The sequence below is a fragment of the Aureimonas flava genome, assembly GCF_003583935.1.
In the GTDB taxonomy this organism is placed as follows: Bacteria; Pseudomonadota; Alphaproteobacteria; order Rhizobiales; family Rhizobiaceae; genus Aureimonas; species Aureimonas flava.
In genome coordinates this window covers 275,200-299,114 of sequence record NZ_QYRN01000007.1, presented here as the reverse complement: position 1 = coordinate 299,114, position 23,915 = coordinate 275,200, and the positions used below count along the sequence as shown (strand labels likewise).

Below are 23,915 nucleotides of genomic sequence, written 5' to 3'. Positions count from 1 at the left end.
CCGGGTTCTCCTCGCGGACCCCGTACGCCTTCTCCACCGTCCGGTTACCCAGAGCCACCGTGAAACCGCCGTTGTCGGCAAAGTTCAGCGCAAGGCTCGCTCCCATCGTCCCCATGCCCAGTACGCCCAGGTCGGCGCGGCGTGCGGTCATCATGAAACTCCTGTCGTGTGTGTCCCGGGCCGGGCTTCAGCCGCGCCCGACGAAAGGCATGTCGGTCGCCATGACCGTCACTTGGAAGATGTTGGCGTCGAGCGGCAGCGCAGCCATGTGGGTCAGCGTCCGCGCCACGTTCTCGATCGCCATCACGGGTTCGGGCGCGATCGCGCCGTGCGCCTGGAGCACGCCCCCGCTCATGCGGCTGGTCATGTCGGACGCGACGTTGCCGATGTCGATCTGGCCGACCGCGATCCCGAACGCGCGACCGTCGAGCGATCCGCTCTTGGTCAGGCCGGTGACGCCGTGCTTGGCGGCGGTGTAGGGCGCCGAGTGCGGTCGCGGCACGTGGGCGGAGATGGAGCCGTTGTTGACGATGCGCCCGCCCTGCGGCTGCTGGCGCTTCATGACGCGGAACGCCTCGCGCATGCAGAGGAACACGCCGGTCAGGTTGGCCGAGACGACGCGCGTCCACTCGCCGACCGGCAATTCGTCGATCGGCGTCGCGGCCGTGTTGGTGCCCGCGTTGTTGAACACGAAGTCGACGCGGCCGAAGCGGGCCACGGCGGCATCGAACAACGCCGCGACATCCGCCTCGACGGTCACGTCGGTCGGCACCACCAGCATCTCGGCGCCCGCCGCCAGCGCTGCCGTCTCCTCGAGCGCCTCGCGACGCCGGCCGGCGAGCACGACCCGCCAGCCCTCGCCCGCCAGCGCCAGCGCGCAGGCGCGCCCGATGCCGCTGCCCGCTCCCGTGACCACTGCGACGCCCGGGATGCGCGAGGCCCCGGCCATCATCGCGCCGTTCCGAAATCGAACATCTTCATGTAGGCGGCACTGTCCTCGCCGCCGATGCCAGCGGCCACCATGATCCGGTGCAGCTCGGCCACGAGGCCGGTCAGCGGCATCGGCGTGCGCAGCGCCATGGCGAAGCGCTGCGTCGCCTCCAGGTCCTTCAGCATGTTGTCGATGCGGCCCGTCGGCGTCAGGTCGCGCCGGGCCATCTTGCCCATGAACTCCTGCAGGATGCGGCTGTCGGCCCGCCCGCCCGCCAGCGCGGCGGGGATGCGCTCGGCGTCGACGCCGGCGTCCTGCGCCAGCCGGGTCGCCTCGGCGATGGCCAGGAAGTTGCAGGCGCACAGCACCTGGTTGATCAGCTTGGTGGTCTGGCCCGCGCCGGCGGGCCCCATATGGGTCATGTTGGCCGCCACCGCCCGAAGGACTTCCCGGGCGCGCTCGACCTCGGGCGCCTCGCCCCCCATCATCAGCGTCAGGCGCCCCACCGCGGCGGCCGGCGCGCCGCCCGAGAGCGGCGCATCCACCCAGCCCATGCCGGTCTCGGCCCTCAGCCGCGCGGCCATGGCGGCCGTGGCGCCGGGATCGATCGAGGACATGTCGATCAGGAGAAGCCCCGGCCGGGCGTGCGCCGCGAGCCCCTCCGCCCCGAACACCACCGCCTCCACGATCTCGGCCGTGTTGAGGCTGAGGATCACGACGTCGCTCGCCGCCATCAGGGCCTCGGCGGTATCGGCGACCGCCGCGCCCTCGGCGGCCAGCGGCGCGGTCTTTCCGGGGTCCCGGTCGCGAAGGGTGACGGCGTGCCCGGTCCGGAGGAAGCGGCCCGCGATGGCGCTGCCCATCACCCCCACTCCGACGACGCCGATCCGCGTTTGGCTCATGGTTCCGACCCTTGCATTGCCTGGTTTGAAACGGAGGCGCGGCACGGCAGCGCCGTGGTGCCGCGCGGCACGACCTCGATCCCGAGGTCGATGGACTGGGGCGCGCCGGCGTCCCTGCCGTCGATCAGATCGCGCAGGAGCTGCCCGGTCTTCATCCCGATGCCCTTGGCGTCGACGCGGATCGTGGAGATCGCCGGCTCGCACTCGCGCCCCACCTCGAAGTCGCCGAAGCCCATGAGGCTGATGCGGCCCGGCACGTCGATGCCCTGGCGACGGCACTCCATCAGCGCCCCGAAGGCCGAGCCGTCCGACACGGCGAAGACGCCCTCGACGTCCGGCATGTCGCGCAGCAGCAGCTTCATCGCCGCCGCGCCGTGGGCGTAGGAGACCGGCGCCGGGCCGTGGCGCAGGATGAGGCCGGTCTCCACCCCCTCCTCCCGCAGCACGGCGGCGAACCCCTGCAGGCGCGCCTCGCCGCGCGCGTCGCGCCGATCACCGTCCGCTTCCGAGCCGATGGCCACGATGCGCCGATGCCCCAGTGACAGGAGATGGCGGGCCGCGGCCCGGCCGGCCTCGAAGTTCGAGAACCCGACCGCCCGGTCGAGCGGCGCGCCGGGCGCGTCCCAGATCTCCACCACGGGAATGCCGGCGGCCAGGAGCATGCGCCGCGTCGAGGCCGTGTGCAGCGTGCCCGCCACGACGATCCCCTGCGGGCGCCGCGCCAGGAGCGAGCGCACGAGCCGCTCCTCCTCGCCGGCGCGATAGAGCGTGTAGCCGATCAGGAGCTGGTAGCTCTGACCGAGCGCTTCGGCGAGCCCCTGCGCCGTGTCGGCGAAGTTGGAGTTGGTCAGCGTCGGCAGGATCAGGCCGACGAAGTTCGTGCGCCGCGACGACAGCGAGCCCGCCACGAGGTCGGGCACGTAGCCGAGCTGGTCCACCGCCCGCATCACCCGCTCGCGCGTGTCGGGCGCCACGATGGAGGGATCGGCCAGAACCCGGCTCACCGTCATCGTCGAGACGCCCGCGAGCTTGGACACGTCGCGCATCGTGGGCTTCGCCTGGGCGTCGGGCATCGAGCCGGCCTTCTTCTGTCGAGCCATCGGTCGTTCTCCCCCGCCGGGTCGGCGCTTTCGCTCTCTTCAGGCCAGACGGCGGTAGACCACGTGCCGCAGCGTGCCGTCGAAGAGCGTCATGAGCCGCGCCACGACCGGCGCGCCCCGCGCACGCACGGGCGAGGCCTCCGCCTCGGCCACCGCCTCGAGCGAGGGGTAGTCGATCTCCTGCACCAGGACCAGCGCCGGCGCCCCCGGCTCGGCACGCTCCGTGCGCAGCACCCGAACGGCCAGGGCGTTGGGCATCGCCTGCCAGATCGGCATCAGCTCGCTCATCACGACGCGGACGAACTCCTCTTCGCAACCGGGACGGATCGTCCCCTCGAACAGCGCGCTACGGGTGTGGATGGCCATGTCAGAAATGCAGGTGGACCTTGATCGCACGCTTGCGATCGGCGGCCAGTTCGAAAGCCTGCGACAGGTCGCTCATCGGCATCTCGGCCGACATGACGGCGGACACGTCGATGCGGTCGTTGGCCAACCAGTCCACCGCCGTGTGGAACTCCTCGCAGAAGCGGAAGGCCCCCACGAGGTCGATCTCCTGGGCCATCAACGTGTTGACGAGGACGCCGACCTCGCCCGGCGGCATCATGCCGAGCTGCACGATGCGCCCGCCCGGGCGGACGGCACGCACCAGCGAGGCCAGCGCGGGCGGCGCGCCCGTCGCCTCGAAGCCGACGTCGAACGAGCCCTTGCGGGCCTCGAATTCGGCGAGCCCCTCCGGCGCGCTCGCCACGTTGATCGCCCGATCCGCGCCCGCGCGCGCGGCCAGGGCCAGCGGCTCGTCCACGAGGTCGGTGACCGCGACGAAGCTCGCGCCGGCACGCCGCACGGCGAGCGTCAGCAACATGCCGATCGGCCCGGCGCCAGTCACGAGCACGCGCTTGCCGAGAAGGTCGCCCGCGCGGGCAAGGCCATGGATCGCGACCGAGAGCGGCTCGGCCAGCGCGGCGCGGGCGAGCGGCATGTCGGACGGCACCGGAACGGCCTGGTCGGCGCGGCAGGTGAAGCGTTCGGCAAAACCGCCCTGCACGTGCGGAAACATCGCCGCCGAGCCGAAGAAGCGCATGTCGCGGCACAGATTGGAGCGTCCCGCGCGGCAGAAGTCGCAACGCAGGCAGGGGCGGCTCGGATTGATCGCGACCCGCTGACCGACGGCCAGGCCCGAAACGCCCCGCCCGAGCGCCTCGATCTCGCCCGCGACCTCGTGGCCGAGCACCAGCGGCTCTCGCAGGGCGAAGTCGCCGACCCGGCCCTTGCCCCAGTAGGACAGGTCCGAACCGCAGATCCCGCCGGCGCCGAAGCGCACCAGGACGTCGCCCGGCGCGACCTCGGGTTCGGGACGCTCGTCGAGACGCAGATCCTTGGCGGCGTGAATCACGGCGGCGCGCATGGCGATGATCTCCTCCGGGGCCGAACGAGCGACCCCGTTTTTTGTTACCGATAACAGTAGTGGTTGAATTTGGGAAGGACCACTTCGTCCCGTTGCAATCAGTCCCGCCACCCGCTCCCATGGGCGTTGACGTAGATCGCGTAGAGCGAGGTCTGCGCGGTGATGAAGAGGCGATTGCGCCTCGGGCCGCCGAAGCAGAGGTTGGAGACCATCTCCGGCACGGGAATGGATCCGATATGGGTGCCGTCCGGCGCATAGACGCAGACCGCGTCGGCATTGGAGGCCCAGATGTTGCCGGCGGTGTCGGCCCGGAACCCGTCGAAGAAGCCGTTCGGGGAGCGCGCGAACAGACGCCCCGCCCCGATCGCTCCCGTCCGGTCCACCGGGTAGGCGCGGATCGCGGGCTCGCACGCCGGATCGTGGGTGCGCCCCGTCTCCGAGACGTAGAGCGTCGTCTCGTCGGGCGAGAAGCAGAGCCCGTTCGGCCGCAGCATGTCGGTCACGACGGCCCGCAGATCTCCGGTGGCGGGGTCCAGGCGGTAGACGTCGCAGGACGCGAGCTCGGCGTCGGCACGATGTCCCTCGTAGTGAGAATCGATGCCGTAGGTCGGGTCCGAGAACCAGATCGTGCCGTCCGACTTCACCACGACGTCGTTGGGCGAGTTGAGGCGCCTGTCGCCGACATGCGAGACGAGGCTGCGCTGGACGCCGTCGTGGTCGAGGCGCGAGATGCGCCGTCCGCCGTGCTCGCAGGCGACCACGCGCCCCTCGCCGTCCAGCGCGTGGCCGTTCTGGTAGCCGCAGGGGCTCTCGAACGTCGAGACCGAGCCGTCGCACTCGTCCCAGCGCAGAAGGCTGTCGTTGGGAATGTCGGACCAGAGCAGGGACCTGGCCGCCGGAACGTAGACCGGCCCCTCCACCCAGCGCCCGCCGGTCCACAGGCGCTCCAGCTTGGCGTGCCCGATCACCAGGACGCCGAAGCGGGGATCGTGGTGGAGGTAGGTCTCGCTCATCGCCGTTCAGTCCGTCGGCAGGGCGTGGTCGTCGGCGCGGAACACGGTGTGGAAGATGTCGCCCTCGTAGAGCTCGAGGAGCCCTTTCGTCACCTCGCGCGACTCGTAACGGACATCGGAGGCGAGCGCCGTCTCGATCGCCTCGCGCGAGGGGTAGCGCACCTGGAGCACCATCTCGAAACGCGGCTCGGCCACGTCCGCCTCCTCCTGGCGCAGGACGCGCACCTCCTCGGCGCCCGGAAAGCGCGTCCAGAGCGGGACGAGCCGTTCGCGCACGTAGCGGGTGAACTGATCCTCGCAGCCGGGCTTGGCGCGGCCGCGAAAGAAGGCACAGCGGATGAGCATGGGCGATCCGTTCGGTTCGGGGAAGGAGGACCCGGCGCCGATCGCGCCGGGTCGCGGACGGGCGGCGGGGACTACTGGACGCCCCAGATCCTGCGGTAGGCGTCGCGATAGCCGTTGTCGGGATCGAAGGCGTTGTTCGGCCCGCCGTCGAAATCGATGTTCGCCTTGGTGACGATGTGAAGCGGCGAGACGTAGCCCGACCACTTCTCGCCCGCGAAGGCGCGGTTCAGCTCGTCCACCAGCTGCCAGCCCTGGAGCTTCAGCGGCTCGGCGACAGTGACGGCCTGGAACTGCCCGGCGCGGATTCGCTGGTAGGCGGACTCCGAGCCGTCGCCGGCCGCCACGTTCACCGGCCGGCCGTCGCCCGCGATGCCGGCGGCGGCCAGCGAGGGGCCCATGAAGTCGAAGTAGAGATCGTTGATCGCGAGGCTGTGCGTCCAGGCATCCCCATGGCGCTGGAGGAGCGAGGTCGTCAGCTGCGGCATGCGGCTCGAGGTTTCGGCGATCGGGGTGTCGACATACTCGACCACCGCGCCGCCGAGCCGCTCGATCTCCTGCTTCATCGCGTCGGCCTTCGCGATCGCGACCGTATAGGTGGAATCGGTGAAGATCACGACGCCGGGCTTGCCTGCTGCCTCGCCGGGGATAGCCGTTGGCGATGGCGACGTTCTCGGCGATCGTCATCCATTCGATGAGGCCGAGATCCTGATGGACGAAGGCGACCTCGCGTCGCACCGCCGCGCCGCCTTCGCCCTCGTGCCGATACGGCACGCCGTCGATCGCGATCCGCCCGGCATCCGCCTTGTGGATCCCGCCCAGAAGCTTGATGATCGTCGACTTGCCCGCGCCGTTCTCGCCGAGAAGCGCGACCACCTCGCCCGAGCGCACGTGGAAGCTGACGCCCTTCAGCGCCTGGGTCCCACCGAACCGCTTCGTCACACCCTCGAACCGAAGCTCGCGCACGACAACCTCCCAATCGCCACATGTGATGTTATCGATAACTATTTTCCTGTCAAGCAATCATCTCGGGGGTCTGTGCCGTGAAATCGCATGGCGTCTCACCGGAAACGCCGACGTCCGCCGAACTGGCGGGAAATCAGCGCAGCTTCGCCTCGATGTTGCACCAAACTGGACGGATCGCCACTCGCCTTCCGAAAGCTGCGGGCCCATGCATCCCCGTAAACAATGCTTCGTTATCGACAACATCGCTCCTAGGGACAACGTCCCGTCCGACGGGGGAAGCTTGGCAACCTCTGGAACAATCATGGACGCGTCGTCGCGGCGATCCCTTGCCCCCGCATGGCCCGCCAGAGGCGGTTGGCGGCCCCCCCCCCCCCCCGCGAGTTCACGCGAAGGCTCGACGCGATCGGAGGCGAGGCTGGCCCCAAGGAGACCGAGTTCCATCCAGGATAGACGACGCGTGCGGAACCGGAGCGCGCAGCGCCACTTTCGGCATCTTGGGATGACACGGCGCGACTCGCATGCGGCCGAGATGCGGCCGGCGGCATCCGCGATGCGCCTCGCCGGGCTTGGACCGGATCAGGGCTACCCCCGCGCCGCTCGCCTCACCGGGAGCCGTCCGCCGATCGTCGGCCCGTGCCGTCCGTCGCGGGCAGAACGGCGCTCCCTCGCGGGGCCGATGGCGGCGCGGGGGGTGCGGCGGTCAGTCCTCGTCCTGGAACGCCTCCTGGCGCGTCCTGCGGATGGTCGGGAGGACCACGATCGCCAGGAGAACCATCGCCAGCGCGAGCATGACGGCGCTGATCGGATGGGTGACGAAGACCGTGGCGTCGCCCCCCGAGATCAGCAGGGCACGGCGCAGGTACTCCTCGACCATCGGTCCGAGGATGAAGCCGAGAAGCAGCGGCGCGGGTTCGCAGTCCAGCTTGCGCAGAAGGTATCCGGCGGCGCCGAATAGGGCCATCAGATAGACGTTGAAGGTCGAGTTCGACAGCGAGAACACCCCGATCGCGCAGAACAGCAGGATCGCCGGATAGAGGTAGTGGTACGGCACGGAGATCATCTTCACCCAGACGCCGACGAGCGGCAGGTTGAGGACGAGCAGCATCAGGTTGCCGATCCACATCGAGGCGACGATGCCCCAGAACAGGGCCGGCTGCTCGGTGATCACGGAGGGTCCGGGCTGGATGCCCTGGATGATCAACGCCCCGATCATCAGCGCCATGACCGAGTTGGAGGGGATCCCGAGCGTCAGCATGGGGATGAACGAGGTCTGTGCGCCCGCGTTGTTGGCGCTTTCCGGCCCGGCGACGCCCTCGATCGCGCCCTTGCCGAATTCGGACCCGTATCGCGAGACCTTCTTCTCGAGGGCGTAGGATGCGAAGGAGGCCAGCATGGCGCCGCCGCCGGGCAGGATGCCAAGGACCGAGCCGAGCGCGGTTCCGCGCAGCACGGGGGCCCACATGCGCCGGAAGTCCTCGCGCGTCGGGAACAGGCCCGTCACCTTCGCCATCATCGCCGAGCGCCCGTTCTCGTTCTCGAGATTGGAGATGATCTCGCCGAGGCCGAACATGCCCATGGCGACCACCACGAAGTCGATGCCCTCGATGAGGTCGGGGATGCCGAAGTCGTAGCGCGCGGCCCCCGAATTGACGTCGATGCCGACGAGGCCGAGCACGATGCCCATGACGATCATGCCGATCGCATGCAGCAGCGAGCCGCTGGCCAGGACGATCGAGGCGACGAGGCCGAGCACCATCAGGGAGAAGTACTCCGCCGGCCCGAAGGACAGGGCGACGCTCGCCAGCGCGGGCGCGAACAGCGCGATCAGCACCGTCGATACCGTTCCGGCGAAGAACGAGCCGAGGGCAGCGGTGGCCAGGGCACGCCCGGCCTTGCCCTGCCGGGCCATCTGATACCCGTCGAGCGCCGTGACGATCGACGAGGATTCGCCCGGCAAGTTCACGAGGATGGCCGTGGTCGAACCGCCGTACTGGGCACCGTAGAAGATGCCGGCGAGCATGATCAGCGACGATTCGGGCGACAGGCCGAACGTCAGCGGCAGGAGCATCGCGATGGTGGCGGTGGGCCCCAGTCCCGGCAGGACGCCGATGGCCGTGCCGAGCAGCGTGCCGACGAGGCAGTACAGGAGATTGTGGAGCGTGCCGGCGGTGGAGAAGCCGAGTTCCAGGTTGGCGAGGAAATCCATGGATCTCAACCGTCGAAATACGTGCCGAGGAGCGGCATCGGGATCCCCAGGCCGCGGATGAAGATCAGAACCGCCGCGGCGACGAGGCCGCCGAGGACCGCGACGGTGAGCGCGTTCAACCGGAACTGGCGGCTCGCGGCGGCACTGGCGAACAGGAGCAGGAGCAGCGCGATCGGCGCGCCGAGGCGTGGAACGGCCCAGGCGAACAGGCAGGTCGAGCCCACGACGAAGGCGAGCGGCTTCAGCGCGATCGCACCGATGGGCTCCCCCTCGACCAGGAACGAGCGCACGGTGCTGATCAGACCGACGACGATCAAGACGAGGCCCATCATCACCGGGAAGTAGGACGGCCCCATGTCGTCCGCGGTTCCGATCGGATTGCCGTGCGCCAGCCAGATGGCGGCCGCGCCGAAGGCGAGATAGAGAATCCCCGCCCCGAGATCCTTCGGGTTCGAGCGTGTGTTCATCAGACTGGCCCATGACTTCAGACGGAAGGTGGTCGGCCGCGCCGCGGCGGCCGACGGTTCGATCAGCGACCGGGCCGGATCAGTTCGTCTTGATGTTTCCGCTTTCGACCACGGCCTTCCAGCGCTCGAGTTCCTGAGCCTGCAGGGCGTCGAATTCGTCCGGCGTGCCGGCGACCACTTCGAGGCCGATATCGTTGAGCCGCTTGGTCACGCCGGGATCGTTCAGCGCCTTGACCAACCCGGACGCGAGGCGCGCCTTGACCTCGGCGGGCAGGCCCTTCGGCGCGGCGAAGCCCTGCCAGGAATACACGACGCCGTCGGCCACGCCGATCTCGGTCAGGGTCGGCACGTCGGGAAACTGGGGAAGCCGCTGCTCGGAGGTCGTGGCAAGGAGCTTGAGCTGGCCCTGCTTGATCTGCGAGTACACCTCGCCGAGGTTGCGGAACGAGACCTGGGCATGGCCGCCGAGAAGATCCGTGATGGCGGGGCCGCTGCCCTTGTAGGTGACGTCGATGCCCTGGGTGCCGGTCTTCTGCCAGAACAGATGCGTGGTGAGGTGGTCGGACGCCCCGGCATTCGACGCGAAGATCGTCTTCTTGGTGTGCTCCTTCATGTAGGCGATCAGCTCTTCCGCTGTGTCGGCGGGAAAGGACGGATGGGCCACGAGCACGTTGGGGTAGCGTACGGCCAGGGTCAGCAGGTCGAAGTCCTCGGCGGGGTCGTAGGCGAGGTTCTTGAAGAGCCAGGGGTTGATCGCCAGGACGCCGATCGAGCCGACCATGAACGTGTAGCCGTCCGGCTTGGAGCGGGCGGTCTGGGCCGCCCCGATCGCGCCGCTGGCACCGGCCTTGTTCTCGACCACCACCGTCTGCCCGAGATCGAGGGCCAGCTTCTCCGATACGGAGCGGCCGACGATGTCGGACGAGCCGCCCGGCGGGAACGGGACGACGAGGGTCAGCGGCTTGTCGGGATATGGCTGGGCGAGGGCGCCGGTCGCGGCGAACAGGCTCGCGGCCAGGGCGAGTGCGGTGCGTTTCAGGTAGGTCATGATCCCTCCTCGGATCCGATGAACGGCGACCCGGCGGCGCTCTTCGATCGCCACGGGCGGCATCAGCGACGCCGGGACCGCCACCTCCATCAACGGCGATCCCGAACTCGGCTTGAAGCTGGCGGAAGCCTACGCAAATCCGATAGTCAGTCCATGACTGATTATCAATCGATTGATATCTGATACATATCGATAGCTCGGCATGGTGGATTCGTCGCCGGGCGCGAGCGGGAGAGGTGGATCGTGGAACTGCGCCAACTCAGGCATTTCATCGCCGTTGCCGAGACCCTCAATTTCCACCGGGCGGCCAAGCGGCTGAACATGGCGCAGCCGCCCCTCTCGGTGTCCATCCGCAAGCTCGAAAGCGAGATCGGCGTGAGGCTGTTCGACCGGAGCAGCCGGGTCACGCGCCTGACCGCGTCCGGGCACGCGGCGTTGGCCGAGGCGCGCGAGGCGATCCGGCACGCGGCCGAACTCGGGCGCGTGGCGCGGGCGGCGGCGAGCGGCGAGATCGGCCGCATCCGTCTGGCCTTCGCGGCCTCGGCGACCTACAGGCTGCTGCCCAACCTCCTGCTGGCCTACGGCGTTCGCTTCCCCCAGGTCCGGCTGGAGCTGCGCGAGGGCACCAACACCCAGATCCTCAACATGTTCGAGGCCGGCGACATCGACCTTGCGCTCGTCCGCGTGCCGACGACCTTTCCCTCCGGCATCGAGTTGCAGATGATCGAGGAGGACACGCTGTGGGCCGCCCTGCCGGCCAGCAGCCCGCTGTCCCTGAAGCCGATGCTGTCGATGCGGGACTTCGCGGACCAGCAGTTCATCAGCCTGATCGCGTCGGGGCGCGCGGCGGGGCTGAACGCGGTGACGCGGCGGGTGTTCGAGGAAGCCGGCATCTCGCCGCCGATCACCCAGGAGGCTCTCCAGGTGCATACGATCGTGAGCCTCGTGGAGAGCGGGCTCGGCGTCGCGTTCCTTCCGTCGGTCTGCTCGAACCAGCCCTCCGCCAGGGTGGTCTTCCGCAAGATCGAGGACATGCCGCCGGCGGGCTCCACCGGCATCGCGCTTGCCTATCGAAGCGACGTCGCGGATCCGGCGGCCTTGAGCTTCTGCAACGTCGCGCTCGGACGCGAGGTCCGGCAACCGGGCTGAGGCGGGGACCGGACGCCTCGGCGCGCCCGGGCCTGCGGGATCGGCCTCAAACCGGCGGCAAGTCCTGGAAGGCCAGCCGGAGGCCCGGTTCGGCCCAGCGCGTGGTGGCGAGCAGGCCTTGATGCGCCAGCGTCACATAGGCCGTGCGCATGTCGTGGCCGCCGAAGCAGATGTTCGTCACCGACGTGTCGGGGAACACGTGGTCGGTGAACAGCCCGGTCGCCGGATCGATCTCGGCGACGCTCCCACGGTGCAGGGCGGCGACGCAGACCCGGCCCGACGCGGTCACGGCGAGGCTGTCCAGCCGGTTGAAGCCGCCCATCCCGCAGACCAGCCGTCCGCCGTGCGGCGAGGGAAACGGCAGCATGTCGACGCGGCCAGGGGCGACGACTTCCCAGGCCCAGAGCCTCGCCGTCTCCGTCTCGGCCACGTAGAGCGTGCGCCCGTCCGGCGACAGGCCGATGCCGTTGGGCGACAGCATCGGGCCGATCACCTGCCGGATCTCGCTGCCGTCGGCCCTCGCCCAGTAGACGAAGCCGCGATCCATGTCGCGATCGCGCTTCTTGCCGTAGTCGGTGAACCAGAAGTTGCCGTCCGCGTCGAAGACGAGATCGTTGGGCGCGCGCAACGCATGGCCGTCGCACCGGTCGTAGAGCCGCTCGGGCTTGCCGCCCTCGGGGCCGATCACCTCGATCCGCCCGGTTTCGTAAGCCGCCGGCTGTCCGAGCGGCATCAGCCGGCCCGGCTGGCGCTTCCAGGCGAGGCCGCCGTTGTTGCACAGGAAGAGCTGGCCGTCCGGTCCGACGCCGAGGCCGTTGGGCGCGCCGGGAACCGTGGCGAACAGGCTCACCGTTCCATTCGGCGCCACGCGCCGGATCGCCTCCCCCGCGACCTCGACGACAAGGACGCTGCCGTCGGGCAAGGCGACCGGCCCCTCGGGGAACAGCAGGCCTTCGGCTAGAATATGCATCGCGGTCCGCCCGAATCTCGCCGGCCGATCCATGTGTCGGCCGCACGCGCGTGCCCTTGATAGACGGGTGGGGTAGACCCGTCTAATACCGCCAAGCGCATCTCTCATATCGCGATGGTATGCATTTGACCGTCAAGCTCCAGCAACTGCGCCACTTCGTGACCCTGGCCGACGCGGGAAGCTTCACGCTGGCCGCCGAACGCCTGCATATGGCGCAACCGCCCCTGTCGGTTTCCATCCGCAAGCTCGAGGAGGAACTGGGGACCGAGCTGTTCACGCGCTACGCCCGGGGGGTCGCGCTGACCCCGTCCGGCGCGGCCGCGCTCATGGAGGCGCGCCGCGCGCTGTTCCACTCGGCGGAAGCGGTGCGGGCGGCGCGGGCGGCGTCCTCCGGCGTCAAGGGTCGCTTCAAGCTCGGCTTTGCCTCCTCCTCGGCGCTGGTCGTGCTGCCCAAGCTCCTGCGCGCGTATCGCCAGCAGTTTCCCGAGGTGCAGATCGCGCTTCGCGAGCGCGACAACACGACCCTCGTCGAGGCGCTGCTGAGCGGCGAACTGGATGTGGGGATCATCCGATCCCCGTCGATCCTGCCGCCCGAAGTGTCCCTGGTGGAAATCGAGCGCGACACGCTCAGCCTCGTGGTGAGCCGCGAAGCGCCCCTCGCCTACAAGAAGTCGATCGTGATGGCGGACCTGGCGAACGAGGAGTTCGTCAACTACACCGCGTCCGGGCGGATCCCCGGGCTGAACGCCATCGTGCAGAACGTCTTCCTCAGCGCGGGCATCGCGCCCCGGGTCGTACAGGAGGCGCTGCAGATCAACACGCTGATCGGCCTCGTCGCGGCGGGGATCGGCTGCGCCCTGATCCCCTCCAAGTGCCGGGTCGCGGCGCTGCCCGACGTGATCTTCCGACAGATCGACGACCTGCCCGCCGCCGGCGGCGTCGGGTCGTCCTTCTGCCACCTGGCCGATCTCGACAACAAGGCGGCCCTCGCCCTCAAGGACCTCGCCATCCAGCAGTCGATCGCCTGAACGCGGATGACGACGCGGCTTTACGATCCGATACGAAAGATGCTTTGACCGCCGAACGCCCGGTGGGCACGCGAGCATGACGGGATCGGTCGGAATGGAAGACGGTGCGCAGAACCAGGCTCGGGACCGGGGCGGCCTGCACGGCCGCGCCTCGCTCGGGGAAGAGATCTACGAGGTCATGCTGACCCAGTTGATCACCCTGAAGATCCCGCCCGGCGAACGGCTGTCGATCGATGCCCTCGTGCGCGAGTTCGGCGTGTCGCAGACGCCGATCCGCGCTGCGCTGATCCGCCTGGAAGCCGAAGGGCTGGTGGTGCGGAAGCACAACTCGGGCTACAGCGCGGCGTCGATCCCGAACGGCCACCGTTTCGGGGAGATCTACGATTTCCGCCTGATCCTCGAGCCGGCCGCCGCCGCCAAGGCGACCGGCCGGCTCACCCCGGCGCAGCAGGCGGAGCTGATCGACACAAGCGCGGAGATGAACCGCCTGGTCGGCGACGGGTCCGAGGTGACCTACGGCAGGTTCGCGGTGCTCGACGCGCGCTTCCACCAGCTCATCGCGCAGGCCTGCGGCAACCAGCTTGTCATCGAGGCGCTGGACCGGCTCTACGCCCACATGCACCTCTTCCGACTGCGCTTCCACTCGACCGTCACCGAGGAGGCGGTGGTGGAGCACAAGCTCGTGGTGGACGCGATGCTCGCCGGGCACGAGGCCGCCGCGGCCGCCGCCATGCGTCGGCACATCGAATCGTCGCGTCAACGCATGGAGCCCTTCTACCGGACGCTCGCCTGAGGATCGACCGGGGGTGCGCGGCGGGCATGATCCCGCCGCCCCCCGAGGCCTCCCGAGGTCGGCGAAACGGGTTGCGGGCTAGGCCGACCGCTCTACGCTGCCCCGAAACGCTTCCGGCCGATCGGCAATGCCCGAGCCGCGGACCGATCCGCCGCTCCACGCCCGTGCGCTGCGAGGGCGGCGTCGCGTCGGCGGCCGGGGGACGGCGCCGTCCTCCATTCCACGGCATCGCGGCGGTTCCAGCATGCCCCGTGAGCGTCGGGCGGGCGGTGTCCTGTCGCGCTTCCGCATCGGAAACCACGAAAGTTCGCCCATCCGGGTTGTGCTGCGGCGACCACAGCGACTAAACAGAAAATATCGTATCGGAAATATGATCCGCTAGGCTGCCGTCTCCGTAGGGGGCTCGGTATCGACCGGATCGAGCGGGGGCCTTGTGATCGTGACCATGCATCGAGAATGCCGGCGAGCCGGCATCCGCCCGCGTGCCCGGACGGCGGAAGCGCGGGCGGGCCGCGTCGGATCCCCTGCATCGGCGATGCCCCATGCCGTCGGTTGACGAGATCCGCGCGGCGGGGCTGGCGGCGCTCGTCCGTGCCGGCGTTCCGCAGGGCGACGCCGAGATCCAGCTCTCGCTCCTGCTGGATGCCGAGCTTCGGGGCGTCGCGTCGCACGGGCTGCTGCGCCTGCCGCGAGTGCTGGAGCGCATCGCCAACGGCGTGACGGACCCGAGGAGCCGTGCCGCCTTCGACTGGCAGGCCGGCGCGCTTCTGAGCGTCGACGGCCGGCAGGGTCTCGGCCCGGTCGTGGCCATGCAGGCGCTGGAGAAGGTCTGCGAGCGGGCGCGCGAGACGGGGGTCGCCACGGCCGTCATCCGCAACTGCGATCACCTCGGCATGCTGGCCTGGTACGGCGAGCACGTCGCGCGGCACGGGCAGATCCTGATCGCGCTCACCGTGAGCGAGGCCCTCGTCCACCCTTGGGGCGGGCGTCGCGCGATGCTGGGGACGAACCCCATCGCCATCGGAATTCCGACCGCGTCGGACCCGTTCGTGTTCGACATGGCGACCAGCCTCGTTTCCATGGGAAAGATCCACGACCACGCCAATCGGGGGATGCCCATTCCCGAAGGCTGGGCGCTCGACGCCGACGGCGACCCGACCACCGACGCGTCGGCCGCCAAGCGGGGCGCGATCGCTCCGTTCGGCGGGGCGAAGGGCTACGGCCTCGCCCTCGCCTTCGAACTGCTGGTGACCAGCCTGACGGGCGCGGCCATCGGCACGGCCGTCAAGGGCACGCTGGATTCCGACGCGCCCTGCAACAAGGGCGACGTGTTCATCGTGCTCGAGCCGCATCACGGCACGGCGGCCGCGATCTCGGCCTTCATCGAGGACCTGCGGGCCTCGCCGCCGATCGATCCCGCCGTTCCGGTGCGCATCCCGGGCGACCGGGCGCGCTCGGCGCGAAGCGCGCGGGCGGCGGCGCGGATCGACCTGCCGGCCGATATCTGGAACCGTATCAGGGACCGTGCCGGATCGGCGCACGGGTCCGAAACACGGGGAGACCATCATGAGGCCTGACTACGGCGTGACGCGCGCCCCGGCGCGGCTCATCTTCGGCGCCGGCCAGCGCAAGGCCCTCGGCCGGGCCGCGGCCGATCTCGGCAAGCGGGTCCTGGTCTGCACCGACGAGCGGTTCGCCGCGCTGCCGGTCATGGCCGAGATCCTGGCCGATCTGGCCGCCCACGGCGTCGAGGCCGAGGTCTTCGACGGCACGCAGGCCGAGCTTCCCCTCGCCGGCATCCTGGATTGCGTCGCGCGTTGCACGGCGTTCGATCCGCATGTCGTCGTTGGGCTCGGCGGCGGCAGTTGCATGGACCTCGCCAAGCTCGTCAGCCTGTCGCTCTCCCATCCGGGACCGCTCTCGAACCACTACGGCGAGTTCAAGGTCCCCGGTCCGGTCCGGCCCGTGATCGCCGTGCCGACCACCTCGGGCACCGGCTCCGAAGTCACGCCGGTCGCGGTTCTGGCCGACCCGGAGCGGACCATGAAGGTCGGCATCTCGAGCCCCGAACTCATTCCCCACACGGCGATCTGCGATCCCGAGCTGACGCTGAGCTGCCCGCCGGGACTGACGGCCATTTCCGGGGCGGACGCGCTCGCGCACGCGATCGAATCCTTCGCCGCCGTGCCGCGCGCCGCATCGCCGGACATGGCGATGAGCCGCGTCTTCGTCGGCAAGAACACGCTGAGCGATCACTACGCCCTGGCGTCGATCAAGCTGCTCTTCGCCCATCTCGAACGCGCCGTGGCGGCGGGCGACGATCTGGCGGCGCGCTCGCAGGTGATGCTGGGCTCGACCTATGCCGGTCTCGCCTTCGGCAGCGGCGGCACCGGGGCGGCGCACGCCATCCAGTATCCGGTCGGCGCCGAGACCCATACGGCGCACGGGTTGGGGATCGGGATCCTGCTTCCCTACACGATGGACTTCAACAAGAGCGCGGCCGCCCGCGACTATGCCGAGATTGCCCGCGCCATCGGGGCCGCCGGCCCCGGCGACGGGGAAGCCGAGGCCTGCGAGGCGGCGATCGCGGCGGTGCGCGGCCTGTTCCAGCGGATCGGCATTCCCTCGAGCCTGCAGGACATCGGCGTTCGGGAGGAACGGCTCGACGCGCTGGCCGAGCTCTCCATGAGCGCCGCGCGCCTCGTTGAGAACAACCCTGCCCCGCTCGACCCCGCCGGGGTCCGGTCCATCCTCTCCAGCGCCCTCCGCGGCGCGCCCCAGCCGGACGTGGCCTGACATGATCGATATCGAGACCGTACCGACCGACCTCTTCATCGCCGGCCGGTGGCGCGGCGGCAGCCGCGATCGCCGGATCGACGTCCTCAACCCCTCGGACGGCCAGGTGCTCGCCGCCGTCGCCGACGCGAGCGTCGAGGACGCGCTTGCCGCCGTGGACGCCGCGTCCGAGGCCGCGAAGGGCTGGGCGTCGACGCCTGCGCGCCAGCGCTCGGAGATCCTGCGCCGGTGCTTCGAGCTGATGATCCGCGACGCGGAACCGCTGGCGCGGCTGATCTCGCTGGAGAACGGCAAGGCGCTGAAGGACGCGCGCGGCGAAGTCGCCTACGCCGCCGAGTTCTTTCGCTGGTTCGCCGAGGAGGCCGTCCGCATCAACGGCGATCTGTCGATCGCCCCCTCGGGCGCCAACCGGATCCTGGTCCAGCACCAGCCGATCGGCGTCTCGCTGCTGATCACCCCGTGGAACTTCCCGGCCGCCATGGCCACGCGCAAGATCGCGCCGGCGCTGGCGGCGGGATGCACCTGCATCCTGAAGCCCGCGACCGAAACGCCGCTCACCGCCTATGCCGTCGCCAAGATCCTGGCCGAGGCCGGCGTGCCGGACGGGGTGGTCAACGTGCTCACGAGTTCCACCACCTCCCAGGTCGTCAACGCGATGCTGGACGATCCGCGCGTGCGCAAGCTGTCCTTCACCGGGTCGACGGAGGTCGGCCGGATCCTGCTGCGCAAGGCCGCCGATCAGGTCATCCACTGCTCGATGGAGCTCGGGGGCAACGCGCCCTTCGTGGTCTTCGACGATGCCGACATCGACAAGGCGATCGAGGGCGCGATGGTCGCCAAGATGCGCAACGGCGGCGAGGCCTGCACGGCGGCGAACCGCTTCTACGTCCAGCGCGGCATCGCCGACGAGTTCTCGCAGCGCCTCAGCCGGCGCATGTCGTCGATGAAGGTCGGGCACGGCGTCCTGGAGGACACCGAGTGCGGGCCGCTGGTGAACGCCGCCGCGGTGGGCAAGGTCGGCGAGCTGGTGGACGACGCCGTCGGGCGGGGCGCCAGGGTCCTGTGCGGCGGAAAGGCCGAAGCGGGCTCCGGGTGCTTCTTCCCTCCCACCGTTCTGGTGGACGTGCCCAGGGATGCGTCGATCTCGCAGGAGGAAATCTTCGGCCCCGTCGCCCCGATCTACGTGTTCGACACGGAGGACGAAGCCGTCGGCCTCGCCAACCGCACCGAATACGGGCTCGTCGCCTATGTCTACACGCGCGACCTCGCGCGCGGCCTGCGCGTATCGGAGCGCATCGAGGCCGGCATGGTGGCCCTCAACCGTGGGCTGGTTTCCGATCCGGCGGCGCCGTTCGGCGGTGTGAAGCAGAGCGGCCTCGGCCGCGAGGGCGCCCATCACGGCATGCTGGAGTTCACGGAAGCGAAGTATATCGCGACCGACTGGTAACGCCTGCCGGCACCTCGTCCGGCATCTCCGGGATGCCGGCCCGTCCGGCGAGGGTTCGGTCTCCTCGCCGGAGCATCGCGCGGTTCCCTCGCCGGGCACGCTTCACGCCCGTCGGCAAGCCGAGACCACCCCCCTTGCGAAGCCCGATCGCGGCCCGCCGAGCTATCCGTGCGACGGTCGTGCCGCACCGCGCCGCGCCCGCGGAGCGCCGGCTTCTCATCGTCGCATCCCGAGACCCGCCGCCGCGCAGCTTCGATCTCGCACCTGCCCGATCATACCGAAAAGGTATCAGGCGTTACGAAACTGATATTTGAAACGGAATGGACGAAGTGCCATGCATGGCACCGAATTGACCTTTTGGGAGGAGGTTACTTTGCTGAGACAATCCGTTTACGCGGCTGCGGCCGCAGCTTCGCTGCTGGCAGGTCCGGTCGGTGCGCAGACCCTGAAGGTCGCGGTGGGCAAGGCCGAGGGCGGACCAGAATACTTCGCGCTCGACAACTTCGCGACCCGCGTCACGGATGCGACCGGGCTGAAGACGCGCGTGTTTCCGATGTCGCTCCTCAGCCTGTCCGAGATCCCGCCCGGCGTCACCGACGGCATCGCCGACGTCGGCTATGTGATCACGCCCTACTACGCCAAGGAGTTCGCCGAGGTGAACATGGTCGCCGAGACGGCCATGCTGGTCTCGGCCGGCACCCCGGCGGATTATCCGGGCGCGGCCATGGCCGGCGCGATCACGGAATACATCATGGGCTGCACCGACTGCGGTCGCGGCTACGCCGCCCAGAACCAGGTCTACCTCGGCAGTGCGGCGAGCGGCGACTACCTGCTCCTGTGCACCTCGCCGCTGTCGACGCTCGCCGACCTGTCCGGCACGAAGCTGCGCGCGGGTTCGGGCAACTACAGCCGGTGGGCCGAGACGTTCGGCGCGACGCCGGTCTCGATGCCCGGCAACGAGATGTACGAGGCGCTTTCGCAGAAGGTCGTCGACTGCACGATCGCCTCGGCCGCCGAACTGACGGCCGGCGGCCTCTTCGACGTCGTGCGCGGGATCACCGTCGGCGCGCCGGGCGGCGTCTACGCGGGCCTCAACACCGTGAACATGAACCGCGGAACGTGGGAGGGGCTCGACACGAAGCAGAAGACGGCGGTGCTCCATGCCGCGGCCGAGGCGCAGGCCGACTTCGTCTGGAAGACCTCGAAGGACAGCGCCGACAATCTGGCGGCCGCTCCAGGCAAGGGCATCGAGGTGATGGATGCCGCGCCCGAGGTGACGGCGAAGACCTCGGAGTTCGTGAAGGCGGACATGGCGACCATCGCGGCGCAATACACCGAGAAATACGGCATCAAGGACGCCGAGGCGAAGCTCGCACGGATGCCCGCGCTGGTCGAGAAGTGGAAGGGCCTGACGGCGGGGATGCGCGACGACCGCGACGCGCTCGCCAAGCTCTACTGGGACGAGATCTTCTCGAAGATCGATCCGGAAACCTATCCCGCCGTCTCGAACTGAGCTGGGGCCGGCGCTCGCGCCGGCGCCCGTCCCCCGTCCGAAAGGCGACCGATGTCCGTCCTGGCCAACCTGTTGCGGCGCCTGATCGCCGTGTACCGCGCGATCGCCGGCGCCGCGGTGATCCTGATGATGCTCCACATCACCCTCGACGTGGTGCTGGCGTATGTTTGGGGCGCCGCGCCGCCCGGGACCATCGCCATCGTCTCCGCCTACTACATGGTGATCGTCGCCTTCCTGCCGCTCGCGATGGTGGAGGCGGAGGACGGCCATATCAGCGTCGAGGTGGTCGCCGACCTCCTCCCGCCGCCCCTTCAGCGCGTCGCGCAGGCGGTCTCGCTCGTGGTCTCGTTCGCCGTTTTCGCCTTCCTGACCGCCGGGTCCTGGAGCATCGCGGTCGAGAAGTGGCGGATCGGTGCCTTCATCATCGAGCGCGACACGGCGGTCCCCGTCTGGCCCTCCTACTTCCTGCTGCCGATGGGCACGGCGCTCATGCTGCTGGCGCTCGCGATGCGCTTCGCGGCGCTGCTCGGCGGACGGTTGCCCGGCCCCGGCGACGCGCGCCCCGCCGAACTCCAAGCCATCGAGGGCGAGACGCAATGAGCGACATCCAGATCGGCAATCTCGGCCTCGCCGGCCTGCTGGCGCTGCTCGCGCTGCGGGTTCCGATCGGGGTCTCGCTGATGGCGGTTTCCATCGGCGGCATCTGGGCCATCATGGGCTGGGACGTGACCTGGGGCATCCTTCGGGTCGTGCCCTACGGCTTTGCGGCGAACTGGCCGCTGTCGTCGATCCCGATGTTCCTGCTGATGGGCTTCCTGTGCTACCACGCGGGCCTCACGAAGGGCCTGTTCGAGGCGGCGAGGCTCTGGCTCTCGCGGCTGCCGGGCGGGCTCGCCGTCGCCTCCATCTTCGGCGCATCGGGCTTTGCCGCCGTCACCGGCTCGTCGCTGGCCTGCGCGGCCGCCATGGGCCGGATCGCGGTTCCCGAGATGGTGCGCCAGGGCTACGACATCCGCCTGGCCACGGGCACCGTCGCCGCGGCGGGAACGATCGGCGCGCTGATCCCGCCCTCGATCCTCTTCATCCTCTACGGCATCATCGCGCAGGTGCCGATCTCGAACCTCTTCCTGGGAGGCGTCTCGGTCGGGCTGCTGACGACCCTCGCCTATGTCGGCACCGTCGTGGTGTGGACCTGGTTCCAGCCGCAGGTCGCGCCGCGCATCACCGAGACATCGACCCTGTCGCAGCGCATGCGCGCCCTCGTCTCGATCTGGCCGGTGCTGCTGCTGATCGTGGGCGTCTTCGGCGGCCTCTTCGCCGGCCTGTTCACCCCGACCGAGGCGGGCGGTGTCGGCGCGTTCATGTCCCTCCTGATCGCGCTCGGCAAGCGGGCGCTGACGTGGGACGCGCTGAAGAGATCGATCCTCGAGACGCTCCAGATTTCGGCTTCGCTCTTCATCATCGCCATCGGCGCGTCGATGCTGACCCGCTTCCTCGCCCTGTCGGGCGCGGGCGAAGCCCTGTCGGAAGGCATCCTCGGCATGGGTCTCGACCCGACGGTGCTGATCCTCAGCATCATCGGCATCTATCTCGTGCTCGGCATGTTCCTGGAGCCGATGGGCGCGATGCTCCTGACGCTTCCGATCCTCCTGCCGATCACGGCCGAGGCCGGCTTCAACAGCCTGTGGTTCGGCGTCGTGGTCGCCAAGCTCCTGGAGATCGGGATGATCACGCCGCCGATCGGGATGAACGTCTTCGTCATCAAGGGCGTGGTCGGCAAGATGGCCTCCACGGCGCAGATCTTCCGGGGCGTGACCTGGTTCCTGGTGGCGGACGCGGTGGTGGTGGCGCTCGTGATCGGCTTCCCGAGGCTCGTGCTCTGGCTGCCCGACCTGATGGCGCGCTGACGCTCCGCCATCAGCGAAACCATATCAAAATAGTATCTCGAAATCAGAAATCGATATTAGATCGATAATCGACGATTTCGTAGCCTGGCGCCGGACAAGACAGGGAGGACATCGTGCCGAGTGAGCCGTTCACGAACCGCATGCTGAAGGATATGCGCGAGGGAAGACTGAGCCTGGGTCTCGGGCTGCACCATCTGCGCACCGCGGCAGCGCCGCTCCTGGCACGGGCCACCGACCACGACTGGCTGTTCATCGACGCCGAGCACGGCGCGTTCGGACAGGACGATTTGGCGCAGATGTGCCTCGCCTCGCTGATGACCGGCGTGACGCCGGTCGTCCGGGTCTGCCGGACCGCGCTCGACCAGGGCGTGCGCGCGCTCGACAACGGCGCCCAGGGCATCGTGATCCCGCATGTCGACACGCTCGCCGACGCCCGTCTCGTGGCCGAAACGTTCCGTTACCCGCCCGTCGGGCACCGGAGCTGGGGCGGGCCGCCGGCGCTCTTCGGCTACCAGGCCGGCCCGCTGGGCGAGGCGCAGCGGGCGGCCAACCGCGAGATCCTCGTCGTCTGCATGATCGAATCGGAAGCCGGCGTCGCGGCGGCGGGGGAGATCGCGGCCGTGGGCGGCGTCGACGCCCTGATGGTCGGAACATCCGATCTGTCCACCGAGATGGGCATTCCGGGGCAGATCGGGCACCAGCGCGTCCGCGACGCGGTCGCCACGGTCGCCGAGGCCTGCGAGCGCGCCGGCAAGATCATGGGCGTGGGCGTCGTGCCCGACCACGACCTGGCCGCCGAATACATCGCCCGCGGCGCCCGGTTCATCGTGGCCGGCACGGACCACTCCTACCTCGCATCGGCCGCGACGGCGCGCGCCGCCTTGCTGCGGGGCGCGGCGCCCGCCCGCAACGGCTGACGCACCTCCCATCGAAACGATCGCCAGACGAATGACCCACGCCATGACCGACAGAGCCCCCATGACCGTCCTGTGCACCAATCCCGTCGACGACTACTGCGCGGCCACGCTCGCCGCCTACGGCCCGGTCAGGGTCGCGAGCGGTCAGTCCGAGGACGTCGTCTCGGCGGAGATCGCCGACGCCGTCGCCCTGGTCGTCCGGGGCTCCACGGCGATCACCGACCGTATCCTCTCCGCCGCCCCGAACCTCAAGGTCATCGGCCGGACGGGCGTCGGCTACGATTCCATCGACATCGACGCCTGCACCGCGCGCGGCATTCCCGTCGTCTACACACCGGGCGCCGGCGCGCGCGCGGTCTCGGAAGCGACCATGGCGCTGTTCCTCGCCATGTGCAAAAAGGTCGGCTTCTGGGACCAGCAGCTCAAGGCCGGCAACTGGAAGTCGCGCTACGACCACCAGAACGAGGACCTCGACGAGACCACGGTCGGCATCGTCGGCTTCGGACGCATCGGCCAGATGACCGCCAGCATGGCGCGCCCGTTCAACGTCCGCATCCTGGCGTTCGACCCGGGGCTTTCCGACGACGCCATCCGCGCGGCCGGCGCCGAACCCGCGACGCTCGAGGACCTGTTCGCGCGCTCCGACTTCATCGCGCTCCACTGTCCGCTGATCGAGGCGACGCGCGGCATCGTCAACACCGAACTCCTGAAGGGCGTGAAGCGGGGCGCCTATCTCGTGAACCTGGCGCGCGGCGGCGTGATCGACGGCTTCGACTGCCTTGCGGACGCCCTGGACGACGGCCGGCTGGCGGGCGTCGCTCTGGATGTGTTCGACCCGGCGCCGCCGGACGTCTCGCACCGCATATTCTCCGACCCGCGCCTCCTGTCCTCGCCCCATTCCGCCGCGACGTCGCGGGGCGGCATGACCCGCATCTTCCGCTCGATGACGGACGACATGGTGGCGATCCTCGAGGGCCGGAAGCCGGAATTCGTGGTCAACCCGGAAGTCCTCTAG

The 23,915-nt window shown here is 69.5% G+C and carries 23 protein-coding genes and 2 pseudogenes; 11 read left to right on the top strand and 14 right to left on the bottom strand.

What is annotated here, in order from left to right; translation table 11 throughout:
* From D3218_RS14860 to D3218_RS14800, 13 genes and pseudogenes are all read right to left on the bottom strand, one after another.
* Positions 1–151: NAD(P)-binding domain-containing protein (locus D3218_RS14860; RefSeq protein ID WP_280959974.1), on the bottom strand; the 151-nt coding region annotated here is incomplete at its 3' end.
* A gap of 36 nt (positions 152–187) precedes the next feature.
* Entirely contained in the window at positions 188–949 is a 762-nt protein-coding gene (locus D3218_RS14855; RefSeq protein WP_119540887.1) for an SDR family oxidoreductase, read from the bottom strand.
* Complete coding sequence (locus D3218_RS14850; protein WP_119540866.1) at positions 949–1,833, bottom strand: NAD(P)-dependent oxidoreductase; 885 nt, start codon at positions 1,831–1,833, stop codon at positions 949–951. Before D3218_RS14850 ends, D3218_RS14855 begins: the two co-directional genes overlap by 1 nt.
* The gene (locus D3218_RS14845) at positions 1,830–2,879 is read right to left on the bottom strand and encodes a LacI family DNA-binding transcriptional regulator (protein ID WP_119540886.1); all 1,050 of its coding nucleotides are present in this window, start codon (positions 2,877–2,879) and stop codon (positions 1,830–1,832) included. Before D3218_RS14845 ends, D3218_RS14850 begins: the two co-directional genes overlap by 4 nt.
* 93 nt (positions 2,880–2,972) lie before the next feature.
* Positions 2,973–3,293, bottom strand: coding sequence for a P-loop NTPase family protein (locus tag D3218_RS14840; protein ID WP_168990545.1), 321 nt, complete (start codon positions 3,291–3,293; stop codon positions 2,973–2,975).
* Between the two features lie 7 nt (positions 3,294–3,300).
* Positions 3,301–4,338: an L-idonate 5-dehydrogenase gene (locus tag D3218_RS14835; protein ID WP_119540864.1), complete on the bottom strand. Its 1,038-nt coding sequence runs from the start codon at positions 4,336–4,338 to the stop codon at positions 3,301–3,303.
* 98 nt (positions 4,339–4,436) lie between these two features.
* Positions 4,437–5,351 (bottom strand): SMP-30/gluconolactonase/LRE family protein, encoded by a 915-nt coding sequence (locus tag D3218_RS14830; RefSeq protein WP_119540863.1) that lies wholly within the window; start codon positions 5,349–5,351, stop codon positions 4,437–4,439.
* A gap of 6 nt (positions 5,352–5,357) precedes the next feature.
* Complete coding sequence (locus D3218_RS14825; RefSeq protein ID WP_119540885.1) at positions 5,358–5,696, bottom strand: hypothetical protein; 339 nt, start codon at positions 5,694–5,696, stop codon at positions 5,358–5,360.
* Positions 5,697–5,767: 71 nt separating this feature from the next.
* Positions 5,768–6,334, bottom strand: a pseudogene (locus D3218_RS14820) (type 1 periplasmic-binding domain-containing protein); the annotation flags it as partial.
* Positions 6,335–6,374: 40 nt separating this feature from the next.
* Positions 6,375–6,569, bottom strand: a pseudogene (locus tag D3218_RS20375) (ATP-binding cassette domain-containing protein); the annotation flags it as partial.
* 790 nt (positions 6,570–7,359) lie between these two features.
* Positions 7,360–8,865 (bottom strand): tripartite tricarboxylate transporter permease, encoded by a 1,506-nt coding sequence (locus tag D3218_RS14810; protein ID WP_119540862.1) that lies wholly within the window; start codon positions 8,863–8,865, stop codon positions 7,360–7,362.
* 5 nt (positions 8,866–8,870) lie between these two features.
* Positions 8,871–9,332 carry a tripartite tricarboxylate transporter TctB family protein gene (locus tag D3218_RS14805; RefSeq protein WP_119540861.1) on the bottom strand — a complete coding sequence of 154 codons (462 nt, stop codon included), beginning with the start codon at positions 9,330–9,332 and terminating at the stop codon, positions 8,871–8,873.
* 79 nt (positions 9,333–9,411) lie between these two features.
* The gene (locus D3218_RS14800) at positions 9,412–10,380 is read right to left on the bottom strand and encodes a Bug family tripartite tricarboxylate transporter substrate binding protein (protein WP_119540884.1); all 969 of its coding nucleotides are present in this window, start codon (positions 10,378–10,380) and stop codon (positions 9,412–9,414) included.
* Between the two features lie 243 nt (positions 10,381–10,623).
* On the opposite strand from D3218_RS14800, the gene D3218_RS14795 reads away from it, so the two are divergent.
* Positions 10,624–11,529, top strand: coding sequence for a LysR family transcriptional regulator (locus D3218_RS14795; RefSeq protein WP_119540860.1), 906 nt, complete (start codon positions 10,624–10,626; stop codon positions 11,527–11,529).
* Between the two features lie 46 nt (positions 11,530–11,575).
* On the opposite strand, the gene D3218_RS14790 is transcribed toward D3218_RS14795, so the two are convergent.
* A complete protein-coding gene (locus tag D3218_RS14790; protein ID WP_119540859.1) occupies positions 11,576–12,499 on the bottom strand; it encodes an SMP-30/gluconolactonase/LRE family protein in 924 nt (307 codons plus the stop codon).
* A 125-nt stretch (positions 12,500–12,624) separates the two neighbouring features.
* Between D3218_RS14790 and D3218_RS14785 the strand changes: the two genes are divergently transcribed.
* The 10 genes from D3218_RS14785 (at position 12,625) to D3218_RS14740 (ending at position 23,915) form a co-directional block, all read left to right on the top strand.
* A complete protein-coding gene (locus tag D3218_RS14785; protein WP_168990540.1) occupies positions 12,625–13,527 on the top strand; it encodes a LysR substrate-binding domain-containing protein in 903 nt (300 codons plus the stop codon).
* Positions 13,528–13,621: 94 nt separating this feature from the next.
* Positions 13,622–14,320 carry a GntR family transcriptional regulator gene (locus D3218_RS14780; protein ID WP_168990539.1) on the top strand — a complete coding sequence of 233 codons (699 nt, stop codon included), beginning with the start codon at positions 13,622–13,624 and terminating at the stop codon, positions 14,318–14,320.
* A 542-nt stretch (positions 14,321–14,862) separates the two neighbouring features.
* Positions 14,863–15,897 (top strand): Ldh family oxidoreductase, encoded by a 1,035-nt coding sequence (locus tag D3218_RS14775; RefSeq protein ID WP_119540856.1) that lies wholly within the window; start codon positions 14,863–14,865, stop codon positions 15,895–15,897.
* On the top strand, positions 15,887–17,116 hold the full coding sequence (locus D3218_RS14770) for an iron-containing alcohol dehydrogenase (protein ID WP_119540855.1): 1,230 nt from the start codon (positions 15,887–15,889) through the stop codon (positions 17,114–17,116). The genes D3218_RS14775 and D3218_RS14770 overlap by 11 nt, the downstream gene beginning before the upstream one ends.
* Before the next feature lies 1 nt (position 17,117).
* Positions 17,118–18,563 (top strand): NAD-dependent succinate-semialdehyde dehydrogenase, encoded by a 1,446-nt coding sequence (locus tag D3218_RS14765; protein ID WP_119540854.1) that lies wholly within the window; start codon positions 17,118–17,120, stop codon positions 18,561–18,563.
* A gap of 373 nt (positions 18,564–18,936) precedes the next feature.
* Positions 18,937–20,076, top strand: a complete 1,140-nt coding sequence (gene dctP, locus D3218_RS14760) for a TRAP transporter substrate-binding protein DctP (protein ID WP_168990538.1) — start codon at positions 18,937–18,939, stop codon at positions 20,074–20,076.
* 51 nt (positions 20,077–20,127) lie between these two features.
* The gene (locus D3218_RS14755; RefSeq protein ID WP_119540852.1) at positions 20,128–20,676 is read left to right on the top strand and encodes a TRAP transporter small permease; all 549 of its coding nucleotides are present in this window, start codon (positions 20,128–20,130) and stop codon (positions 20,674–20,676) included.
* Positions 20,673–21,983 (top strand): TRAP transporter large permease, encoded by a 1,311-nt coding sequence (locus D3218_RS14750; RefSeq protein ID WP_119540851.1) that lies wholly within the window; start codon positions 20,673–20,675, stop codon positions 21,981–21,983. The genes D3218_RS14755 and D3218_RS14750 overlap by 4 nt, the downstream gene beginning before the upstream one ends.
* A 140-nt stretch (positions 21,984–22,123) precedes the next feature.
* Positions 22,124–22,900 carry an HpcH/HpaI aldolase family protein gene (locus D3218_RS14745; RefSeq protein ID WP_119540850.1) on the top strand — a complete coding sequence of 259 codons (777 nt, stop codon included), beginning with the start codon at positions 22,124–22,126 and terminating at the stop codon, positions 22,898–22,900.
* A 43-nt stretch (positions 22,901–22,943) separates the two neighbouring features.
* Complete coding sequence (locus D3218_RS14740) at positions 22,944–23,915, top strand: hydroxyacid dehydrogenase (RefSeq protein WP_168990537.1); 972 nt, start codon at positions 22,944–22,946, stop codon at positions 23,913–23,915.

Excerpts from the sequence above, each read along its gene's own strand:
- D3218_RS14780 (WP_168990539.1), top strand. The coding sequence starts at position 13,622 with ATGGAAGACGGTGCGCAGAACCAGGCTCGGGACCGGGGCGGCCTGCAC.
- D3218_RS14755 (WP_119540852.1), top strand. The coding sequence starts at position 20,128 with ATGTCCGTCCTGGCCAACCTGTTGCGGCGCCTGATCGCCGTGTACCGC.
- D3218_RS14745 (WP_119540850.1), top strand. The coding sequence starts at position 22,124 with ATGCTGAAGGATATGCGCGAGGGAAGACTGAGCCTGGGTCTCGGGCTG.
- D3218_RS14845 (WP_119540886.1), bottom strand. The coding sequence starts at position 2,879 with ATGCGCGACGTGTCCAAGCTCGCGGGCGTCTCGACGATGACGGTGAGC.
- D3218_RS14770 (WP_119540855.1), top strand. The coding sequence starts at position 15,887 with ATGAGGCCTGACTACGGCGTGACGCGCGCCCCGGCGCGGCTCATCTTC.
- D3218_RS14750 (WP_119540851.1), top strand. The coding sequence starts at position 20,673 with ATGAGCGACATCCAGATCGGCAATCTCGGCCTCGCCGGCCTGCTGGCG.
- D3218_RS14805 (WP_119540861.1), bottom strand. The coding sequence starts at position 9,332 with ATGAACACACGCTCGAACCCGAAGGATCTCGGGGCGGGGATTCTCTAT.
- D3218_RS14850 (WP_119540866.1), bottom strand. The coding sequence starts at position 1,833 with ATGAGCCAAACGCGGATCGGCGTCGTCGGAGTGGGGGTGATGGGCAGC.
- D3218_RS14790 (WP_119540859.1), bottom strand. The coding sequence starts at position 12,499 with ATGCATATTCTAGCCGAAGGCCTGCTGTTCCCCGAGGGGCCGGTCGCC.
- D3218_RS14775 (WP_119540856.1), top strand. The coding sequence starts at position 14,863 with ATGCCGTCGGTTGACGAGATCCGCGCGGCGGGGCTGGCGGCGCTCGTC.
- D3218_RS14855 (WP_119540887.1), bottom strand. The coding sequence starts at position 949 with ATGGCCGGGGCCTCGCGCATCCCGGGCGTCGCAGTGGTCACGGGAGCG.
- D3218_RS14765 (WP_119540854.1), top strand. The coding sequence starts at position 17,118 with ATGATCGATATCGAGACCGTACCGACCGACCTCTTCATCGCCGGCCGG.
- D3218_RS14835 (WP_119540864.1), bottom strand. The coding sequence starts at position 4,338 with ATGCGCGCCGCCGTGATTCACGCCGCCAAGGATCTGCGTCTCGACGAG.
- D3218_RS14740 (WP_168990537.1), top strand. The coding sequence starts at position 22,944 with ATGACCGACAGAGCCCCCATGACCGTCCTGTGCACCAATCCCGTCGAC.
- D3218_RS14825 (WP_119540885.1), bottom strand. The coding sequence starts at position 5,696 with ATGCTCATCCGCTGTGCCTTCTTTCGCGGCCGCGCCAAGCCCGGCTGC.
- D3218_RS14830 (WP_119540863.1), bottom strand. The coding sequence starts at position 5,351 with ATGAGCGAGACCTACCTCCACCACGATCCCCGCTTCGGCGTCCTGGTG.
- D3218_RS14810 (WP_119540862.1), bottom strand. The coding sequence starts at position 8,865 with ATGGATTTCCTCGCCAACCTGGAACTCGGCTTCTCCACCGCCGGCACG.
- D3218_RS14800 (WP_119540884.1), bottom strand. The coding sequence starts at position 10,380 with ATGACCTACCTGAAACGCACCGCACTCGCCCTGGCCGCGAGCCTGTTC.